The following is a 17,158-nucleotide window of genomic DNA, read 5'->3' on the forward strand; positions in this document are numbered from 1 at the left end:
CCTTTGCTGGGAGCGGCAACAAGCACTATTGGTCCCTTAGGAGGCCCCAGCTTCGGCGAGCACGCGGAGCGTGGCGGTGCGGGTCGCGAGGTCGGGCCCCTGCGGCACCACGATCACCTCGTCCGCCTCGGTGGCCTCGACGAGCGCGCCGATCCTGCTGCGCACCGTGTCGAGGGAGCCGATGGCCTGAGTGCCGATCCGCTCGTCGAGGTAGGCGTTCTCCGCCTCCGTCCACGCATGCGCCTCCGCCTGCGCGAGGGTCGGCGTGCGGCCGGGCCGACCGGAACGAAGCCGCAGCATCGAGAGCGCGCCCGGCAGCATCAGCCGGCGTGCCTCCGCGTCGCTGTCGGCCGCGATGACGGCGACGGCGACCATGGCGTGCGGCTCGCGGAGCACGACGGACGGCGTGAAGCTGCGGCGGTAGACGTCGAACGCGATCGGCGTGTTGCGGCCGCCGGCGAAGTGGTGGGCGAACGCGAAGGGCAGGCCCATCATGCCGGCGAGCCGGGCGCTGAAGTCGCTGGAGCCGAGCAGCCACAGCTCCGGGGAGTCGCCGGCGCCGGGCACCGCGACGATGCGCCCGCCCTGCCCGCCGGGCAGGGCCGGGATGGTGCCGAAGTACGCGAGCAGCTCGAGCACCTGGTCCGGGAAGTCGTCGACCGTCTCCGCGACTGCTCCGCGGCGGACGGCCGAGGTCGTGATCGGGTCGGTGCCGGGCGCCCGGCCGAGCCCGAGGTCGATGCGGTCGCCGTGCAGAGCGACGAGGGTGCCGAACTGCTCGGCGACGACCAGGGAGGAGTGATTCGGCAGCATCACTCCCCCGGAGCCGACGCGGATGCGCTCCGTCGCCGCCGCGATCGCGCCGATCAGCACGGCGGGCGCGGAGCTCGCGACGCCCGGCATGCCGTGGTGCTCGGCCACCCAGAAGCGCCGGTAGCCCAGCTCGTCGGCGGTGCGGGCGAGCGCGACGGTGTCGGCGAGCGCCTCGGCGTGGGTGGCGTCGTCGGCGACGGACGCGAGATCCAGGACGGAGAGTGGTGCAGTCATCCCTCGGGCGAACCGGGCGGGAGGGTGCCGCATTCCCCTTCCTTCGTGCCTCCGCCCCACCCGGTGATTGAGGAGGCCGCGCAGCGGCCGTCTCGAAATCACGCGACATCCCTCCGAACCCGAGGCGGCTGGGTCCTAGGACAAGCTCGCCTGATTTCGAGACGCGGGCCTCCGGCCCGCTCCTCAATCACCGGGGTTGGATGAGGCACGACCTCCACGTCCGAGGCGTCTCGATCACCGGGGTTGGTTCAGAGGGCGCGATGGGTGAAGCGGCCGCCGAGGAGGGTCGCCGAGACCGGCATCGCGCGGAGGGTCGGCATGTCCGCCGTCTCCGGATCGGCGTCGAGGATCGCGAGGTCCGCCACATCGCCCACGCCGACGGTGCCGCGTCCGCGCGTGGACGCCGCGAGTGCCGCGGAGACCGGGATGCGCTGCTCGGGATGCCAGGCCGGGCGGTCGTCGCCCGTGCGGAAGACGGCGGCCGCGATGCCGAGCCACGGGTCGAGCGGCGACACGGGCGCATCCGACCCGAACGCGAGGGTCGCCCCGGCTTCCAGCAGGGACCGGAGCGGGAACGCTCGGCCGGTCCTGCCGGCCCAGTGATGGTCCGCGATGTCCCGATCGTCGAGCGCGTGCATCGGCTGGACGCTCGCGACGACACCGAGGCGCGCGAAGCGGGCGACGTCGGCATCGGTCAGCAGCTGCGCGTGCTCCACGCGGCCGCGGGTTCCGACCCGCTCGAACGCGTCGAGCGCGACCCGATTGGCGGCGTCGCCGATGGCGTGCACTGCCGGCAGGATGCCGCCGCTCGACGCGCGGGTCAGCAGCTCCTCGAGGTCCGCCTCGGGCCAGGTGAGCACACCCCGGGGATCCGGGAGGCCGTCGACCTCCGGATAGGGGTCGGCGCAGAACGCGGTGCGGGTGTTGAGGGAGCCGTCGATCAGGACCTTGAGGAACCCGACCGTCAGCAGTCCGCTCTCCCCCACGGCGTCGCCGGTGCGCAAGCCGTCGCCGATGGCGCGGTCGAGGTCGGGCGGGTAGACGCCGAACTGGATGCGCAGCTCGTCCGTCCCGGCGGCGATGCGCCGCAGCCAGGTGTCCCGGTTCCACGTCATCTCGAGGTCGACGACTCCCACGACGCCGCGCCGGGTCGCTTCGGCCGCGGCCTCCGCTGCCCACGCGTCGACCACGCTCTGCGGCAGGTCGTCGAGGGCCGCGATCACGGCGAACGCGTCGTCCTCCCGGACGAGCCCGTCCTCGCCGGGACGGAAGCCGAGGCGGCCGGCGGCGGCGGTGTTGAGCCAAGCGGAGTGCAGGTCGGCGCTCAGCAGCACGACCGGCTCGCCCCCGGCGACCTCGTCGAGCAGCGCGAGGCTCGGCCGGTCGGGCCACACGGCGTCCCGGAAGCCGACGCCGACGAGCGGCCCGGCGACCGGCATCCCGCCCCGCTGCAGATGCTCGCGGACCCGCCGGGCGGCGTCCGCGGCGGTCGCCTCGGCGGACACGTCGAGCCGGCGGCGGAACAGCGCCCACTGGCTGAAGTGCACGTGCTCGTCCCACAGCCCGGGGATCACGAAGCGGCCGTCGAGGTCGACCCGCTCGCCCGCGCCGCCCTCCGCGTGCGGCGCGAGCTCGGCGATGCGTCCGCCGGACAGAGTGATGTCCCAGACCCCGTCCCGCCCCGGGATGCGGGCGGCGGCGAGGGTGAGGTCGGCGTCAGCCATTCCGAGCCTGTCGCAGCCGCTCGTGGGCTCGCCGCATCTCGGCCGCGAGCGCCGGCTGCGCGTAGGGCCCGTCGCCCTCGAGCCGGCCGATGATCACGTCGACCGTCTCGGCGGGCCGGTTCTGGCTCAGCTTCGACTTCGCGACGATCCTGGTCGGGGTCAGCCGGAAGCCGACCGTGCCGGTGGCGATGCGGCGGGCGTAGTCGGAGTTCTCGGGCGTGCCCTCCATCCGCCGCGGCTCCGGAAGCCGGTCCTCGAAGTGATCCACGAGCTGCCCGAGGACGGCGTAGTTCTCCTCCGGCGAGAGGATCTCGGGCACGCCGTAGAGGTGCGCGACCACGAAGTTCCAGGTGGGCACCGCGGGCTTCGCGTCGTACCAGCCGGGCGAGATGTAGCCGTGCGGCCCCTGCACGATGAACAGCACCTCGCCCTCTCCCAGCACGTGAAGCAGGTCGTCCGGCCGGCCCACGTGGGTGAGGATCGAGATCTCCTCGCGCCCCTCGTCGAGCACGATCGGGTAGTGCGAGGCGACCATGCCGTCCGCGGTGGAACTGACGAGCGTCGCCCACGGGTTCTCGCGGATGAGCCGCTTGATCTCCTCGGGGTCCTGCAGCGTGAAGCTCGGGTTCTGCCGCACGTCAGCCGCCGGTCCCCGGCCGGACCTGCCAGCCGGGCGCCCAGTACAGGTTGCGGCCGCCCATGTCCTCGATCACGATGTCGCCCTCGCCGCGCGGGCTCGGCAGGCCGTGCCTCTTGTAGACGTAGTGGCGCTCCTGCTGGTCGGCCATCGCCTTCGACCACTCCTCCTCGGTGAGGTCGTCCTTCGTCATCATCTGGCCGGTGCGCACGCCGAGCTCGAGCAGCCGCGCCCAGTCGCGCCACAGGGCGCGGACCGTCTCCTCCGGCACCTCACGACCCGGCGTGTGCGGGTCGAGGCGGGCGCGGAAGAGCAGCTCAGCGCGGTACACGTTGCCGATGCCGCTGACGACGCTCTGATCCATGAGCAGCAGACCGATCGGCTTCGTCGTGCGGCGGACGGCGCGGACGAAGCGCTCCTCCGCCTCGGGCCCGGCGTCGACGAGGGGGTCGGGTCCGAGCTTCGCGATGACGGTCTCCACCTGCTGCGGGTCGAGCACCTCGCACGCGGTGGGGCCGCGCAGGTCGGCGACGGCCGTCTCGGTGAGGAGGCGCACCCGGACGGCGCCGACCGGGTCGGGCGGGAAGGCGTCGAGGGTCTCCTCCTTCTCCTGCTCCGCCATCCGCAGGCGGCGGGGTGCGCCGATGCTGCCGCCGAAGTCGAGGGGCGTCTGCTCCCCGTACTGCTCGAGGAGAGTACCCCTCTGGTTGGTCTGGCCCATCCGCCCGTTCGAGGAGGCGATGGTCGCGTCGGCGCTGATCTCGCCGGCGAAGTCCCAGGCCCCGTAGAGGCCGAGGTGCACCCGGAGGATGCGGTCGTCCTCGAACTCGAGGAACAGCTGCTTGCCGATCGCGGTCGCGGCGAGCATCGTCCGGCCGTCGAGCTCGGCGGCGCCGTCGGCGAAGCGGCCCTGCGGGCTCGAGGCCGCGATCCGGTGGCCGACGAAGTTGTGCCGGAACTGGATCGCGATCCGGTGGATCGAGTGACCCTCAGGCATCGCCCCGAGCGATTCCGGGAGTGTGCTCGCCCGCCTCGATGGCGCCGGTGCGCTCGAACTCGGCGAGCTGGGCGATGCGGCGCGCGTGCCGCTCGTCGCCGGAGAACGGCTCGGTCACGAACGCGTCGATGAGCGCAGTCACCTCGTCGAAGGAGTGCTGGCGGGCGCCGATGGAGATGACGTTCGCGTCGTTGTGCTCGCGGGCGAGCTTCGCGGTGGAGTCGTTCCAGACCAGGGCGGCGCGGACGCCGTGCACCTTGTTCGCGGCGATCGCCTCGCCGTTGCCCGAGCCGCCGAAGACGATGCCGAGCGCCTCGGTGCCGGCCTCCTGGTCGCGGACCACGGCCTGTGCGGCGCGGATGATGAACGCCGGGTAGTCGTCGAGCGGGTCGTAGTCGGTCGGCCCGTGGTCGATCACCTCGTGCCCTGCGCCCTCCAGATGCCCCACCAGCTGCCGACTGAACTCGAGTCCGGCATGGTCCGTGGCCAGGTGGATCCGCATGCGGCCAGTCTAGGGAAGGCGTGCGTTCCGACGCCTCCCGCCGGAGCTCCGCGGCCGGTCCTTGCAACGGAACGACCGTCTTGCAACGGCGCGCGGTTGCAGAACGGTCGTCCTGTTGCAAAGACGCATGGGTAGCGTCGGGGGATGCAGTTCGGGAACCTCGACTTCCAGCCCGTCGCCCAGCACCTCGAGCTCGTCGCCGCGCCCGTGCGGGAGGCCCTCGCCGAGATGGACGGCGCCGAGGTGCTCGCCGCGCCGATCGACCCCGACGTCGCGGACACCGCCGCGTTCTGTGAGCGCTACGGCATCCGGATGGCGGACGGCGCGAACTGCGTCATCGTCGAAGGCAGGCGCGGGGACGTCGTCCGGCATGCCGTCTGCATGATCCTCGCCACCGACCGGATCGATGTGAACGGCGCCGTGCGGCGGCTGCTCGACGTGAAGAAGGCGTCCTTCGCCGCCATGGACACCGCGACCGCGCTGACCGCCATGGAGTACGGCGGCATCACCCCGATCGGCACCCCGGCCGAGTGGCCGATCCTCGTCGACCAGGCGGTCGCGGCCGGCGGGCACCTCGTCATCGGAAGCGGGGTGCGGGCGTCGAAGCTGCTCGTGACGGGCGCGGTGCTCGCGTCGCTGCCGAACGCGCACGTCGTGCCGATCGCGAAGAGGGCTGTGCCTGCGCAGTGAGGAGGGTCGGTGGTTTCGAGGCTCGCTTCGCTCGCACCTCAACCATCGGGTCGCCCACCGCGACCGCTCCGCTGTGGGGTCGGGTGGGCGCGCGGACTCCCTAGGCTTGATCCGACCCCGAATCGAAGGATGGACCGACACATGCCTGGAGAGAACCTCACCCGCGTCGAGGCGCAGGAGCGCGCTGCGCTCCTCACCGTGCACGACTACGCCGTCGAGCTCGACCTCACCACCGGGCCGGAGGTCTTCCGCAGCATCACCACGGTGCGCTTCTCGGCGCAGGAGGGCGCGTCGACGTTCATCGACGCGATCACCCGCACCGTGCACTCGGCCACCCTGAACGGTCGCGAGCTCGACCCGGCGGCCGTCAGCGACGGCGTGCGCATCCAGCTCGACGGCCTCGCCGCCGAGAACGAGCTCCGCGTCGACGCCGACGCGATCTACACGAACACCGGTGAGGGCCTGCACCGCTTCGTCGACCCGGTCGACGACGAGGTGTACCTCTACTCGCAGTTCGAGGTCCCCGACTCCCGGCGCATGTTCGCCGTGTTCGAGCAGCCCGACCTCAAGGCGACGTTCCAGTTCACGGTCACCGCCCCGAGCCGCTGGGAGGTCGTGTCCAACTCCCCCACGCCGCAGCCGACCGAGGCCGGCGACGGCGTCTCCCGCTGGGAGTTCCCGCCCACCCCGGTGATCTCCAGCTACATCACCGCGCTCATCGCCGGACCGTACGCGGTCGAGCGGCGCGAGCTCACCTCGAGCGACGGGCGCACCATCCCGCTCGGCGTCTTCTCCCGCAAGTCGCTCGCCCAGTACCTCGACACCGACTACATCGTGGAGAAGACGAAGCAGGGCTTCGCCTTCTACGAGGAGATCTTCGACTTCCCGTACCCCTTCGAGAAGTACGACCAGCTGTTCGTGCCCGAATTCAACGCGGGGGCCATGGAGAACGCGGGCGCCGTCACCTTCACCGAGACGTACGTCTTCCGCTCGAAGGTGACCGAGGCGGTGCGCGAGCGCCGGGTGATCACGATCCTGCACGAGCTCGGCCACATGTGGTTCGGCGACCTCGTGACCATGAAGTGGTGGAACGACCTCTGGCTGAACGAGTCGTTCGCCGAGTACATCTCGACGCTCGCCGCCGCGGAGGCCACCGAGTGGACCGAGTCGTGGACCACCTTCGCCGCCCTCGAGAAGGGCTGGGCGTACCGCCAGGACCAGCTCCCCTCCACGCACCCGATCGTCGCGACCATCAACGACCTCGAGGACGTGCAGGTCAACTTCGACGGCATCACCTACGCGAAGGGCGCATCCGTCCTCAAGCAGCTGGTGGCCTGGGTCGGCCGGGAGGCCTTCCTGCAGGGCGTCGCCGCCTACTTCAAGAAGCACCAGTTCAAGAACACCGAGCTGCGCGACCTGCTCACCGAGCTCGAGGCTGCGAGCGGCCGCGACCTGACGGCCTGGAGCGAGAAGTGGCTCGAGACCGCGGGCGTCAACACGCTGCGGCCCGAGTTCGAGCTGGACGACGAGGGCCGGTTCACGTCCCTCGCGATCACCCAGACCGCGCCGCCCGAGTGGCCCACCATCCGCCCGCATCGTCTCGCGGTGGGCCTCTACAACCTGCGCGGCGGCAAGCTCGTGCGCGACGGACGCGTCGAGCTCGACGTGGACGGCGAGCGCACCGAGGTGAGCGAGCTGGTCCGCGAGAAGAAGCCGGACCTCCTGCTGCTCAACGACGACGACCTCGCCTACGCCAAGATCCGCCTCGACGACGAGTCGCTCCTCGTCGCGATCGACTACCTGTCGGCCATCGAGTCCCCGCTCGCGCGCTCGCTCGTCTGGGGCTCGGCGTGGGACTCGACCCGCGACGCCGAGACCGCCGCCCGCGACTACGTGCAGCTGGTGCTCCGCAACATCGGCGCCGAGACCGAGTCGACGACCCTCCGGACGGTGCTCGCGCAGGCGCAGACCACCGCCGCGATGTACGTCGCGCCCGAGCGCCGGGAGGCGGCGCTCCGCGAGCTGGGTGACGCGTTCTGGGCGCTCGCCAAGGAGGCGGCCCCCGGCTCGGACGCGCAGTTCCAGTTCGTCAAGGCGTTCGCCGCGGTCGCCCACACGCCCGCGCAGCTCGACGACGTCCAGGGCGTGCTCGACGGCACGACGACCCTGCCGGAACTCACCGTGGACACCGACCTCCGCTGGGAGCTGCTGACCGCTCTCGCGGCGGGCGGACGCGTCGGCGCAGCCGAGATCGACGCCACCCTCGAGCAGGACAACACCGCGACCGGCCGGCAGTCCGCCGCCACCGCCCGCGCCGCGATGCCCGATGGCAAGGAGCAGGCGTGGACCTCGATCGTCGAGGAGACGGGCGCGTCGAACCTCATCGTCCGGGCGACCGGCGCCGGCTTCCTCCGCACCGCGGACCCGTCGGTGCTCGAGCCCTTCGTCGCGCGGTACTTCGACGCGCTGACCACGATCTGGGAGACCCGCAGCTACGCGATCGCCGCCGGGATCATCAACGGGTTCTACCCGTCGGTGCTCGCCGACCAGGCGCTCGTCGACGCGACGAGGGCCTGGCTCGAGGCGAACCCGGAGACGCCCGCGCTGCGGCGCCTCGTGATCGAGAACCTGGCCGGCGTGGAGCGCGCGCTCCGCGTCCAGGCCCGCGACGCGGCGTAGGGAGTCACCCCCGGGTGAGTGAGTAGGCCGCGGAGCGGCCGTCCATCCATCCCGGTGATTGAGGAGGCCGCGGAGCGGCCGTCTCCTCCGGTGATTGAGGAGGCCGCGCAAGCGGCCGTCTCGAAATCACGCGACGTCCCTTTGCACCCGGCCACGTGGCTGAGTCCCGAGAGGAAGGTCACGGGATTTCGAGACGCCGCCTGCGGCGGCTCCTCAATCACCGGAACGCCGTCCGGTGCTTTCCGTCGCCGGATCGGCATTTCGCGACGGAATCAGCGGCAGTTCTGTGGATATGGTGTCGGATACGACATTCCGACGGACGGGATGGTCGTGACAGCGGAGGTGGTATGGCGGGCGCGGACGCGGTCTTCGTCGGCGGTGTGGTCTTCGACGGGAGCGGATCGGATCCGCGGCCTGCCGTCGTAGCGGTGCGCGACGGGCGCATCCTCGCCGTCGAGCGAGAGCTCGACCGCGACCTGATCACCGCGTCCACCGAGGTCGTCGATCTCGCGGGCGGCATGCTGCTCCCGGGCTTCATCGATGCTCACGTGCACCCCGTCGAGGGCGGCATCGAGCGCCGCCGCTGCGACCTGTCCGGCCTGCACACGCGCGAGCAGTACCTGGAGGCGATCGCCGACTACGCGCGGCGCAATCCGGACGCCGAGTGGATCCTCGGCGGGGGCTGGCAGGCGCCCGCCTTCCCGGGCGGCAATCCGCTCGCCGCCGACCTGGACCGCATCGTGCCGGATCGCCCGGTGTTCCTCTCCAACCGCGACCACCACGGCGCCTGGGTCAACTCGGTCGCCCTCGAGCGGGCCCGCCTCGACCGGACGACGCCGGACCCCACCGACGGCCGGATCACCCGGGACGCGGACGGCGCGCCCTCCGGCACCCTTCACGAGGGGGCCCGGCTCCTCGTCTCCGACCTCATCCCCCGCCCGACCGCGGAGGAGGAGCGGCTCGGCCTGCTCGAGGGCCAGCGCTACCTCCACTCGTTCGGCGTGACCGGCTGGCAGGACGCGATCGTCGGCGAGTACGGCAGCCACACCGACACCGGGAACGTGTACCTCGACGCCGCCCGCAGCGGCGAGCTGACCGCGACCGTCGTCGCCGCCCTCTGGTGGGACCGCAACCAGGGGCTCGAGCAGCTCGAGCACCTGCGCGCCCGCCGGGCGGAGCTGCGGCACGACCGGTTCGTGGCGACGAGCGTCAAGATCATGCAGGACGGCATCCCGGAGAACCAGACGGCCGCGATGCTCGACCCGTACCTGACACCCGGCTGCACGTGCGGAACCGACCGCGGGATCGCCTTCCTCGATGCGGCGGAGCTGCACGCGGCGGTGCGCGTCCTCGACGACGACGGCTTCCAGGTGCACGTGCATGCGATCGGCGACCGCGCGGTCCGGGACGCCCTCGACGCGTTCGAGGCGGTGCCGGACCGCCGGCGGCCGGGCGCGCCCCGGCACCACATCGCCCACCTGCAGATCGTGCACCCCGACGACGTGCCCCGGTTCGCCGCGCTCAACGTGACCGCCAACATGCAGGCGCTCTGGGCAACGTACGAGCCGCAGATGGTCGAGCTCAACCTGCCGATCCTCGGCGCCGAGCGGGCCGCCTGGCAGTATCCGTTCGGCGACCTGCGCCGCACGGGCGCCCCCCTCGCCGCCGGCTCGGACTGGCCCGTCACCACGCCCGACCCGTGGGCGGCCCTGCACGTCGCGGTGAACCGGCGCCTGCCGGACACCGACCCCGACTTCGATCCGCGCCCCTTCTATCCGGAGCAGGCCCTGGATCTCGGCTCCGCGCTCGCCGCCTACACCTCCGGCTCGGCGCGCATCAACTCCCGCGACGACGCCGGCCGCATCGCGGTCGGGGCCGTCGCCGACCTCGTGGTGGTCGATCGCAACCCGTTCGCCGCCCCCGCCGACGAGATCGCCGCCACTCGCTCCGTCTCCACCTGGATCGACGGGACACGCGTGGCCGGTCGCTGAGTTACCGTTCCATCACACATTCCTTCCGCACCAGCCCCTCCCCACAGAAAGCAGAGAAATGCGCTCTCCCAAGCTCCTGCTCCCGGCCGCACTCGTGGTCGGGACGCTCGCCCTCTCCGGGTGCGTCAACAACGAGGTCGCCGCCCCGGGCTCCGGCTCCGGCGGGGACTCCTCCGCTCCGGCCGCCGAGGTCAACGAGGAGGCGGCCGCCCTTCTCCCCGACGACATCGCCGAGGCCGGTGTCCTCCAGATCGGCACCGACGCGACGTATGCCCCGAACGAGTTCAAGGACGCCGACGGCAACCCGATCGGCTGGGAGATCGAGCTCGCCGACGAGATGGCCGCCCGCCTCGGCCTGACCACGAACTACAACATCGCGAAGTTCGACAACATCATCCCGAGCGTCACCGGCGGCAAGTACGACGTCGGACTGTCCTCGTTCTTCGACACCCTCGAGCGCCAGCAGCAGGTCGACATGGTCGACTACTACACGGCCGGCATCCAGTGGGCGGTGCCCGCGGGCAAGCCGGTCGACCCGGACGACGCGTGCGGGCTGAAGGTCGCCGTGCAGAACGGCACCACCCAGGCCCTCGACGACGTGCCCGCCAAGTCGCAGGCCTGCGTCGACGCCGGCAAGCCGGCCATCGAGATCCTCGGCTACGACACCCAGGACGAGGCCACGGCCGCGCTGACCCTCGGCCGCGCGGACGCCATGACCGCCGACTCCCCCGTCATCCAGTACGCGGTGAAGCAGAGCGAGGGCAAGCTGGAGCTGTCCGGCGAGATCTACTCGATCTTCCTGTACGGCATGCCGATCCAGAAGGACCGCGGCACCCTCGCCGAGGCCATGCAGGCGTCGCTCCAGTCGATGCTCGACGACGGCACCTACACCGAGATCCTCGAGAAGTGGGGCGTCGAGGCGGGCGCGATCGACGCGATCGACATCAACGGGGCCACGGAGTAGCTGTGACCACGTCGACCGGGGGGCCGGCCCCCACGCCGGCCCCCGGGCACGAGCCCATCCGAGCGGTGCCGCTGCGCCATCCGTGGCGCAACGTGATCGGCGCCGTGCTGATCATCGCCATCGCGGCGATCGTGTGGGACGCCGCCGTGAATCGCCAGGCCTACGACTGGCCGGCCGTCGGCAAGTACCTGTTCGACCGCCGCATCTCGGAGGCGGCGTTCGTCACGCTCCAGCTCACCGTGTACTCGATGGTCGGCGCCATCGTGCTCGGCATCATCCTCGCGGTGATGCGCCTCTCGCCCAACCCGATCCTCAAGTCGATCGCGTGGGTGTACATCTGGATCTTCCGCGGCACCCCCGTCTACGTGCAGCTCGTCTTCTGGGGCCTGCTCTCGACGATCTACCCGACGCTCGACATCGGCCTGCCGTTCCTGCCGCCCATCGCGCAGCTGCCGACCGACCAGGCGCTCAACACGTTCTGGATCGCCGTCATCGGCCTCGCGCTCAACGAGGCGGCGTACATGTCCGAGATCGTGCGGGCCGGCATCCTCTCCGTCGACCGCGGCCAGGAAGAGGCGGCCACCGCGCTCGGCATGGGCTGGGGCCTCACCATGCGGCGGATCATCATCCCGCAGGCGATGCGCATCATCATCCCGCCGACCGGCAACGAGGTCATCTCGATGCTGAAGACCACGTCGCTCGTGACGGCCGTGCCGTTCACGCTCGACCTCTACACGCGGTCGCGCGACATCTCGGCGGAGACGTTCAACCCGATCCCGCTGCTCATCGTGGCCTCGCTCTGGTACCTGTTCGTGACGTCGATCCTGATGGTCGGCCAGTACTTCCTCGAGCGGCGGTTCGCGCGCGGCCTCGACCGGGTGGACCTGACGAAGGGCGCCCGCTTGCCGCAGGGCGACGCCCCCAGCGTCGATTCGATCGCGAACGCGCGCGGCGAGTCGGAGGAGAGACGATGACGGCGACCGTTCCCATGGTCCGCGCCGACCGCCTGATGAAGAAGTACGGCTCCAACGTCGTGCTGCAGGACATCTCGCTGGAGGTGCGCACAGGCGAGGTGATGTGCGTCATCGGCCCGTCCGGATCCGGCAAGTCCACCTTCCTGCGCTGCATCAACCACCTCGAGAAGATCGACGGCGGCCGCCTGGAGGTCGAGGGCGAGCTCGTCGGGTATCGCGAGAAGGGCGGTGTGCTGCACGAGCTGCACCCGCGCGAGGCGGCCCGGCAGCGACGCGACATCGGCATGGTCTTCCAGCGCTTCAACCTGTTCCCGCACATGACGGCGCTCGAGAACGTGACCGAGGCACCGGTGCGGGTGAAGCGGCAGCCGAAGGACGCCGCCGTCGAGCGCGCGCGCACCCTGCTGGCCCGCGTCGGGCTCGGCGACAAGCTCGACAGCTACCCCGGACACCTGTCCGGCGGTCAGCAGCAGCGCGTCGCGATTGCGCGGGCTCTCGCCATGGAGCCGAAGCTCATGCTGTTCGACGAGCCGACGTCGGCCCTCGACCCGGAGCTGGTCGGCGAGGTCCTCGACGTCATGAAGGGCCTCGCCGCCGACGGCATGACGATGATCGTCGTCACCCACGAGATGGGCTTCGCGCGCGAGGTCGCCGACTCCCTGGTGTTCATGGACCAGGGGCACATCCTCGAGCGCGGCGCCCCGCGCGACGTGCTGGCGACCCCGGAGCACGAGCGGACCCGCGCCTTCCTCTCGAAGGTGCTGTAGCGGCATCCGGCAACGCAGACGACTGCACCCATCCCGGTGATCGAGGAGCCCGCGCATCGGGCGTCTCGATCGCCGGGTGGGACTGCTGTCAGGCGCGAACGACGCCGCGGGAGAACGCGAGCTCGAAGGCGTCGAAGATCGCCGCGTCGATGTTGCGCGGGGATACCGCGTCGCCCACCTCGACCACGCGGGCCGCGCCCGCACGGAGGTCCGGGCGGATGCTCTCGCGCGGCGTCGACAGGACGATCGCGTCGAGGCCGTCGAAGGTCTCCTCGCGGCCGGACAGCGCGTCCGCGACCGTGACCACACCCGGACGCACCTCCGCCACGCGCACCGCGGTACGGGCGGCGAACCGCGACGCGGCGAGCGTCTCGAGCAGCAGCGGCCGGTCGTAGCCTGCGCGGACGTGCGGGAACGGCGACTCGAAGCCGGTGATCAGCTGCACGTCGAGCCCGGCGCCCGCGAGCGTCAGCGCGATGCCCGAGGCGTACGCGGTGCCCTCGTCGTCGAGGATCGCGATGCGCTTGCCGAGCGCTGCCGCATCCGCGAGCGCGGTGCCCGCGTCCACCACCGCCGCCTCGTCGACCCTGGCGCCGCCGAGCATCCCGCCGAGGGCGAGCGAGGTGCCGTGCCGCGGAGCGCGGGCCCCGGTCGCGAGCACCACACCGTCGACGTCCGCGCCGAGGTCGGCGGGCGCCTCGGTGCGGAGGCGCACGTCGACGCCGGAGGCCGCGACCTCGCGGAGGAGGTCGTCGAGGAGCAGCCGGATGCTCTCCCGCCCGGGCACGGCCATCGCGGTGTGCAGCTGCCCGCCGAGGCGGTCGGCGCGCTCGTAGAGCGTGACGCGGTGCCCGGCGCGGTCGAGGTCTATGGCGGCGCGCAGCCCGGCGGGCCCGCCGCCGATCACGACCCACGACTCCGCACGCTCGGCGCCCGCAGGACGGCTCCGCTCCTGCTCCCGGCCGACCGTCGGATTGACGGTGCAGCTCATCGGGAGCCCGGTGCTGCCGCGGCCGAGGCAGCCCTGGTTGAGCCGGATGCAGTGCCGGATCTCGGCGGTGCGGCCGGTGCGCAGCTTCTCGGCGAGGTCGGGGTCGGCGATCTGGGCGCGGGTGAGGGCCACCATGTCGGCGATGCCGGAGGTGATCACCTCCTCGGCCTCCTCGACGCTGCGCGCGGCGCCCACGCCGAACACCGGCAGGTCGGGGTGCGCCTGCTTCAGCGCGGCGACGCCGTTCCGCAGCCATGCGACCGGCATCGGCGAGGACGGGAAGACGTAGTGCACGTTGTGGTAGCCGCCGGCGGCGAGGTCGAGGAAGTCGAGCCGCGCCTCCGCCCGGAGCAGGCGCACGATCTCGGCCACGTCGGCGCTCGTCAGGCCATCGGGACGGAACTCGTCGGCGACGATGCGGATGCCGACCGTGAAGTCGTCGCCGACCCGGTCGCGGACGGCGCGCAGCACCTCTCGCGGGAATCGGGTGCGCCCCTCGAGGTCGCCGCCGTACTCGTCCTCCCGCGCGTTGTAGAGGGGCGAGAGGAACTGGTGCAGCAGGTAGCCGTGCGCCATGTGGATCTCGACGCCGTCGAAGCCGCCCTCCCGGGCGATGGCGGCGGAGTCGGCCCAGCCCTGCACGAACTCGGCGATGTCCTCCCGGCTCGCGGCGCGGGTCGCGTGCCCGGTGGACGGCGACACGAGCCGCGACGGCGCGTACACCGGCCGGGGGCCGACCGGCCCGTCCGGCATCGCCTGCGCGCCGTGGTGGTTGAGCTGGACGAGGATCGCGGCGCCCTCGGCGTGGACGGCGTCGGTGAGGCGCCGGTCGGTGGGCACGGAGTCGGGGCGGAACGCGTCCGGGAAGCCCTTGATGGAGCCGGACGGGTGCACGAAGCGGTTGCCGGCGACGACGAGCCCGGCGCCGCCGCGGGCGCGGCGCGTGAAGTAGGCGATCTCGCGGTCCGACTCGTAGCCCTCGACCGCGTACTGCTTCGAGTGCGCCGCCTGCATGATGCGGTTCCGCACGGTGACGGCGCCGATCCGGAGCGGGGTGAAGAGGGCCGATGCGGGGTGCGGAAGCGGTTCGGTCATGATCCTCGGTCGACGCGGGAGGGGCCGACTCCCGGCCCGTTCCAGCCTAGAGGCCGCCTCCGCGGCGGCCCGTCAGTCGCCGGAGCGGTCGAGCTCCTGGAACAGCGTGACCTGGAGGCCGGCGGGCGCGCGGAGCCGCGAGTTGAGCGAGCGCCACGGCGTCTCGCGCGGCTCCGCGATCAGCTCGGCCCCCGCGTCGACCAGGCGCTCGGTCGTCGCCGCGGAGTCGTCCACCTCGAGCGCGACCCGCAGCCGGTCGCTGCGCTTGCCCTCCGCCTCCACCGCGTCGATCATGCGGACCTGCGCGGGGTTCGAGAGCTCGAGGGTCGCCCGTCCAGCGTCGAGGATGATCACCTCGGCGCCGCCGTCACCGCTGTACGACTCCTGCTCCGGCATGCCGAGGACGTCGCGGTAGAAGCGAACCGCCACCTCCCAGTCCTCCGCCTCGACGACCAGCCGCAGCTGGCGCACCGGTCCCGTCGAATCCGTCCGCTCGTCCGTCATGAGGTCACTGTAGGGCGCGGCCCGGTCCCACTCCCAGAAACCGTCCGTATCATCGATGGCTGCGAATCCGAGGGGGCTCTATGGCGGACGTTGTTGGTGCAGTGGGGGAAGCGATGGACTGGGAGCTGTTCTGGGGCATCTGGGGCACCCCGATCTACATCCTCGCGGTGATCGTGGTCGCGGTTCTCGCCCGCATCGCGCTGCACTACGCGGTCCGCAGCGTCGTCGAGCGCATCGTGCACGGCGTCAAGAAGCGTCAGCGCGTGACGGACACGCAGGCGCTGCACGCCTCGCCGCTGCACACCGTGCGCCTCGTCCAGCGCGCCCGGACGCTCGGCTCCGTGCTCAACAACATCGTGACGGTCACGATCGTCGTGATCGCGCTGCTGCTGATCATCACCCAGATCAACCCGAACATCACCGGAGCGTTCTCGCTCATCACCGCCGCCCTCGGCGCGGGCCTCGGCTTCGGCGCTCAGAACATCGTCCGCGACATCCTCAACGGCCTGTTCATCGTGATCGAGGACCAGCTGGGCGTCGGCGACGTGGTCGACACGGGGCAGGCGACGGGCGTCGTCGAGCACGTCGCCATCCGCACCACCCAGATCCGCGACGTGAACGGCACGCTCTGGTACGTGCGCAACGGCGAGATCCTCCGCGTCGGCAACATGTCGCAGGGCTGGGCGCGCGTCATCATCGATCTCGCGGTGCCCTACGATGCCGACATCGAGGCGGTGGAGGCGCGCATGCTGGACACGGCGAACTCCCTGGTGGAGGACCCGAAGTGGCGTTCCACCGTGATCGAGCGGCCGGAGATCTGGGGCCTCGAGTCGATCTCGTCGGAGGCGCTCGTCATCCGTCTCGTCCTGAAGACGCGCACCTCCGCCAAGGACGACGTGTCCCGCGAGCTGCGCCTGCGCCTCAAGCGCGCCCTCGACGACATGGGCGTCCGCCTTCCCTCGCTCAACGCGGTGGTGCTCTCCGGCTTCGAGGGCGCCGCGAGCGTCAAGGGCGCCCGGCCGCCGCGCACCGCCCCCACTCCCCTGCCCGCGTCCGCGCCCGCGAAGAAGCCGCGCGCCACGCGCGCCAAGAAGGCGGACGTGAGCAGCGCGGTCGACGGGAGCTCCTCGTGAGCGACGACCGCTCCGTCGTGCCGCCCTCCCCCGTCACCCTGCGCATGTCGCCCGGCGGCGAGGCGATGCAGGGCAACTTCTGGGAGCAGGTGGGCGGACGCCCGACGTTCGAGCGCCTCGTCCGCGAGTTCTACCGCGGCGTCGCGAGCGACCCCGTCCTGCTGGCCCTCTATCCCGAGCAGGACCTCGAGCCGGCGATCCAGCGGCTCACCGGCTTCCTCGAGCAGTACTGGGGCGGGCCCACCACGTACAGCCAGGAGCGCGGCCACCCGCGCCTCCGGATGCGGCACATGCCGTTCAAGGTGAACCCGGACCAGCGCGACCGCTGGCTGAAGCACATGCGCGCCGCCGTCGACTCGCTCGACCTGCCGCCGCTGCAGGACGCGACGCTCTGGGCCTACCTGGAGCGCGCCGCGCACGCGATGGTCAACACCTTCGACGACTGAGGCGGACGGACCGCTCG

General features: G+C 71.8%; 15 protein-coding genes. 8 read left to right on the forward strand and 7 right to left on the reverse strand.

The annotated features are described in order from the left end of the window. Positions 1 to 36: 36 nt before the first annotated feature. From J3P36_RS05065 to J3P36_RS05085, 5 genes are all read right to left on the reverse strand, one after another. Positions 37 to 1,047, reverse strand: a complete 1,011-nt coding sequence (locus tag J3P36_RS05065; RefSeq protein ID WP_210506134.1) for an LLM class flavin-dependent oxidoreductase — start codon at positions 1,045 to 1,047, stop codon at positions 37 to 39. A 248-nt stretch (positions 1,048 to 1,295) separates the two neighbouring features. Continuing rightward, entirely contained in the window at positions 1,296 to 2,771 is a 1,476-nt protein-coding gene (locus J3P36_RS05070; protein WP_210506135.1) for an amidohydrolase, read from the reverse strand. Next, positions 2,764 to 3,408 (reverse strand): FMN-binding negative transcriptional regulator, encoded by a 645-nt coding sequence (locus tag J3P36_RS05075; RefSeq protein ID WP_210506136.1) that lies wholly within the window; start codon positions 3,406 to 3,408, stop codon positions 2,764 to 2,766. Before J3P36_RS05075 ends, J3P36_RS05070 begins: the two co-directional genes overlap by 8 nt. Before the next feature lies 1 nt (position 3,409). Continuing rightward, the gene (locus J3P36_RS05080) at positions 3,410 to 4,405 is read right to left on the reverse strand and encodes an Fpg/Nei family DNA glycosylase (protein ID WP_210506137.1); all 996 of its coding nucleotides are present in this window, start codon (positions 4,403 to 4,405) and stop codon (positions 3,410 to 3,412) included. Beyond that, complete coding sequence (locus J3P36_RS05085; protein ID WP_210506138.1) at positions 4,398 to 4,907, reverse strand: ribose-5-phosphate isomerase; 510 nt, start codon at positions 4,905 to 4,907, stop codon at positions 4,398 to 4,400. The genes J3P36_RS05080 and J3P36_RS05085 overlap by 8 nt, the downstream gene beginning before the upstream one ends. A gap of 144 nt (positions 4,908 to 5,051) precedes the next feature. On the opposite strand from J3P36_RS05085, the gene J3P36_RS05090 reads away from it, so the two are divergent. The 6 genes from J3P36_RS05090 to J3P36_RS05115 all read left to right on the forward strand — a co-directional run bounded on the left by J3P36_RS05090 (position 5,052) and on the right by J3P36_RS05115 (position 12,972). Beyond that, on the forward strand, positions 5,052 to 5,597 hold the full coding sequence (locus tag J3P36_RS05090) for a YbaK/EbsC family protein (protein ID WP_210506139.1): 546 nt from the start codon (positions 5,052 to 5,054) through the stop codon (positions 5,595 to 5,597). A gap of 141 nt (positions 5,598 to 5,738) precedes the next feature. Then, positions 5,739 to 8,276 (forward strand): aminopeptidase N, encoded by a 2,538-nt coding sequence (pepN, locus tag J3P36_RS05095; protein WP_210506140.1) that lies wholly within the window; start codon positions 5,739 to 5,741, stop codon positions 8,274 to 8,276. Positions 8,277 to 8,623: 347 nt separating this feature from the next. Then, complete coding sequence (locus J3P36_RS05100; RefSeq protein ID WP_210506141.1) at positions 8,624 to 10,267, forward strand: amidohydrolase; 1,644 nt, start codon at positions 8,624 to 8,626, stop codon at positions 10,265 to 10,267. 58 nt (positions 10,268 to 10,325) lie between these two features. After that, positions 10,326 to 11,231 carry an ABC transporter substrate-binding protein gene (locus J3P36_RS05105; RefSeq protein ID WP_210506142.1) on the forward strand — a complete coding sequence of 302 codons (906 nt, stop codon included), beginning with the start codon at positions 10,326 to 10,328 and terminating at the stop codon, positions 11,229 to 11,231. A 2-nt stretch (positions 11,232 to 11,233) separates the two neighbouring features. Then, positions 11,234 to 12,205, forward strand: a complete 972-nt coding sequence (locus J3P36_RS05110; RefSeq protein ID WP_210506143.1) for an amino acid ABC transporter permease — start codon at positions 11,234 to 11,236, stop codon at positions 12,203 to 12,205. Continuing rightward, a complete protein-coding gene (locus J3P36_RS05115; protein WP_282595081.1) occupies positions 12,202 to 12,972 on the forward strand; it encodes an amino acid ABC transporter ATP-binding protein in 771 nt (256 codons plus the stop codon). Before J3P36_RS05110 ends, J3P36_RS05115 begins: the two co-directional genes overlap by 4 nt. A gap of 88 nt (positions 12,973 to 13,060) precedes the next feature. Here the strand turns inward: J3P36_RS05115 and J3P36_RS05120 are convergent, their stop codons facing one another. Beyond that, positions 13,061 to 15,058 (reverse strand): NAD(P)-binding protein, encoded by a 1,998-nt coding sequence (locus J3P36_RS05120; RefSeq protein ID WP_210506144.1) that lies wholly within the window; start codon positions 15,056 to 15,058, stop codon positions 13,061 to 13,063. A gap of 72 nt (positions 15,059 to 15,130) precedes the next feature. Then, on the reverse strand, positions 15,131 to 15,562 hold the full coding sequence (locus J3P36_RS05125) for a VOC family protein (protein WP_210506145.1): 432 nt from the start codon (positions 15,560 to 15,562) through the stop codon (positions 15,131 to 15,133). Between the two features lie 80 nt (positions 15,563 to 15,642). Here J3P36_RS05125 and J3P36_RS05130 point away from each other — a divergent pair, with 80 nt between their 5' ends. Both J3P36_RS05130 and J3P36_RS05135 read left to right on the forward strand, forming a co-directional pair. Further along, on the forward strand, positions 15,643 to 16,695 hold the full coding sequence (locus J3P36_RS05130; protein WP_246854145.1) for a mechanosensitive ion channel family protein: 1,053 nt from the start codon (positions 15,643 to 15,645) through the stop codon (positions 16,693 to 16,695). 65 nt (positions 16,696 to 16,760) lie between these two features. Beyond that, positions 16,761 to 17,141, forward strand: a complete 381-nt coding sequence (locus J3P36_RS05135; RefSeq protein ID WP_210506637.1) for a globin — start codon at positions 16,761 to 16,763, stop codon at positions 17,139 to 17,141. Positions 17,142 to 17,158: the final 17 nt, after the last annotated feature.

Origin of the sequence: Naasia sp. SYSU D00057 (assembly GCF_017916505.1) — a bacterium.
Taxonomy (GTDB): Bacteria; Actinomycetota; Actinomycetes; order Actinomycetales; family Microbacteriaceae; genus Naasia.

Coding starts and splice junctions, on each gene's coding strand:
- J3P36_RS05065 (WP_210506134.1), bottom strand. CDS start 1,047: ATGACTGCACCACTCTCCGTCCTGGATCTCGCGTCCGTCGCCGACGAC.
- J3P36_RS05070 (WP_210506135.1), bottom strand. CDS start 2,771: ATGGCTGACGCCGACCTCACCCTCGCCGCCGCCCGCATCCCGGGGCGG.
- J3P36_RS05080 (WP_210506137.1), bottom strand. CDS start 4,405: ATGCCTGAGGGTCACTCGATCCACCGGATCGCGATCCAGTTCCGGCAC.
- J3P36_RS05085 (WP_210506138.1), bottom strand. CDS start 4,907: ATGCGGATCCACCTGGCCACGGACCATGCCGGACTCGAGTTCAGTCGG.
- J3P36_RS05090 (WP_210506139.1), top strand. CDS start 5,052: ATGCAGTTCGGGAACCTCGACTTCCAGCCCGTCGCCCAGCACCTCGAG.
- pepN (WP_210506140.1), top strand. CDS start 5,739: ATGCCTGGAGAGAACCTCACCCGCGTCGAGGCGCAGGAGCGCGCTGCG.
- J3P36_RS05100 (WP_210506141.1), top strand. CDS start 8,624: ATGGCGGGCGCGGACGCGGTCTTCGTCGGCGGTGTGGTCTTCGACGGG.
- J3P36_RS05105 (WP_210506142.1), top strand. CDS start 10,326: ATGCGCTCTCCCAAGCTCCTGCTCCCGGCCGCACTCGTGGTCGGGACG.
- J3P36_RS05115 (WP_282595081.1), top strand. CDS start 12,202: ATGACGGCGACCGTTCCCATGGTCCGCGCCGACCGCCTGATGAAGAAG.
- J3P36_RS05120 (WP_210506144.1), bottom strand. CDS start 15,058: ATGACCGAACCGCTTCCGCACCCCGCATCGGCCCTCTTCACCCCGCTC.
- J3P36_RS05125 (WP_210506145.1), bottom strand. CDS start 15,562: ATGACGGACGAGCGGACGGATTCGACGGGACCGGTGCGCCAGCTGCGG.
- J3P36_RS05130 (WP_246854145.1), top strand. CDS start 15,643: ATGGCGGACGTTGTTGGTGCAGTGGGGGAAGCGATGGACTGGGAGCTG.
- J3P36_RS05135 (WP_210506637.1), top strand. CDS start 16,761: ATGCAGGGCAACTTCTGGGAGCAGGTGGGCGGACGCCCGACGTTCGAG.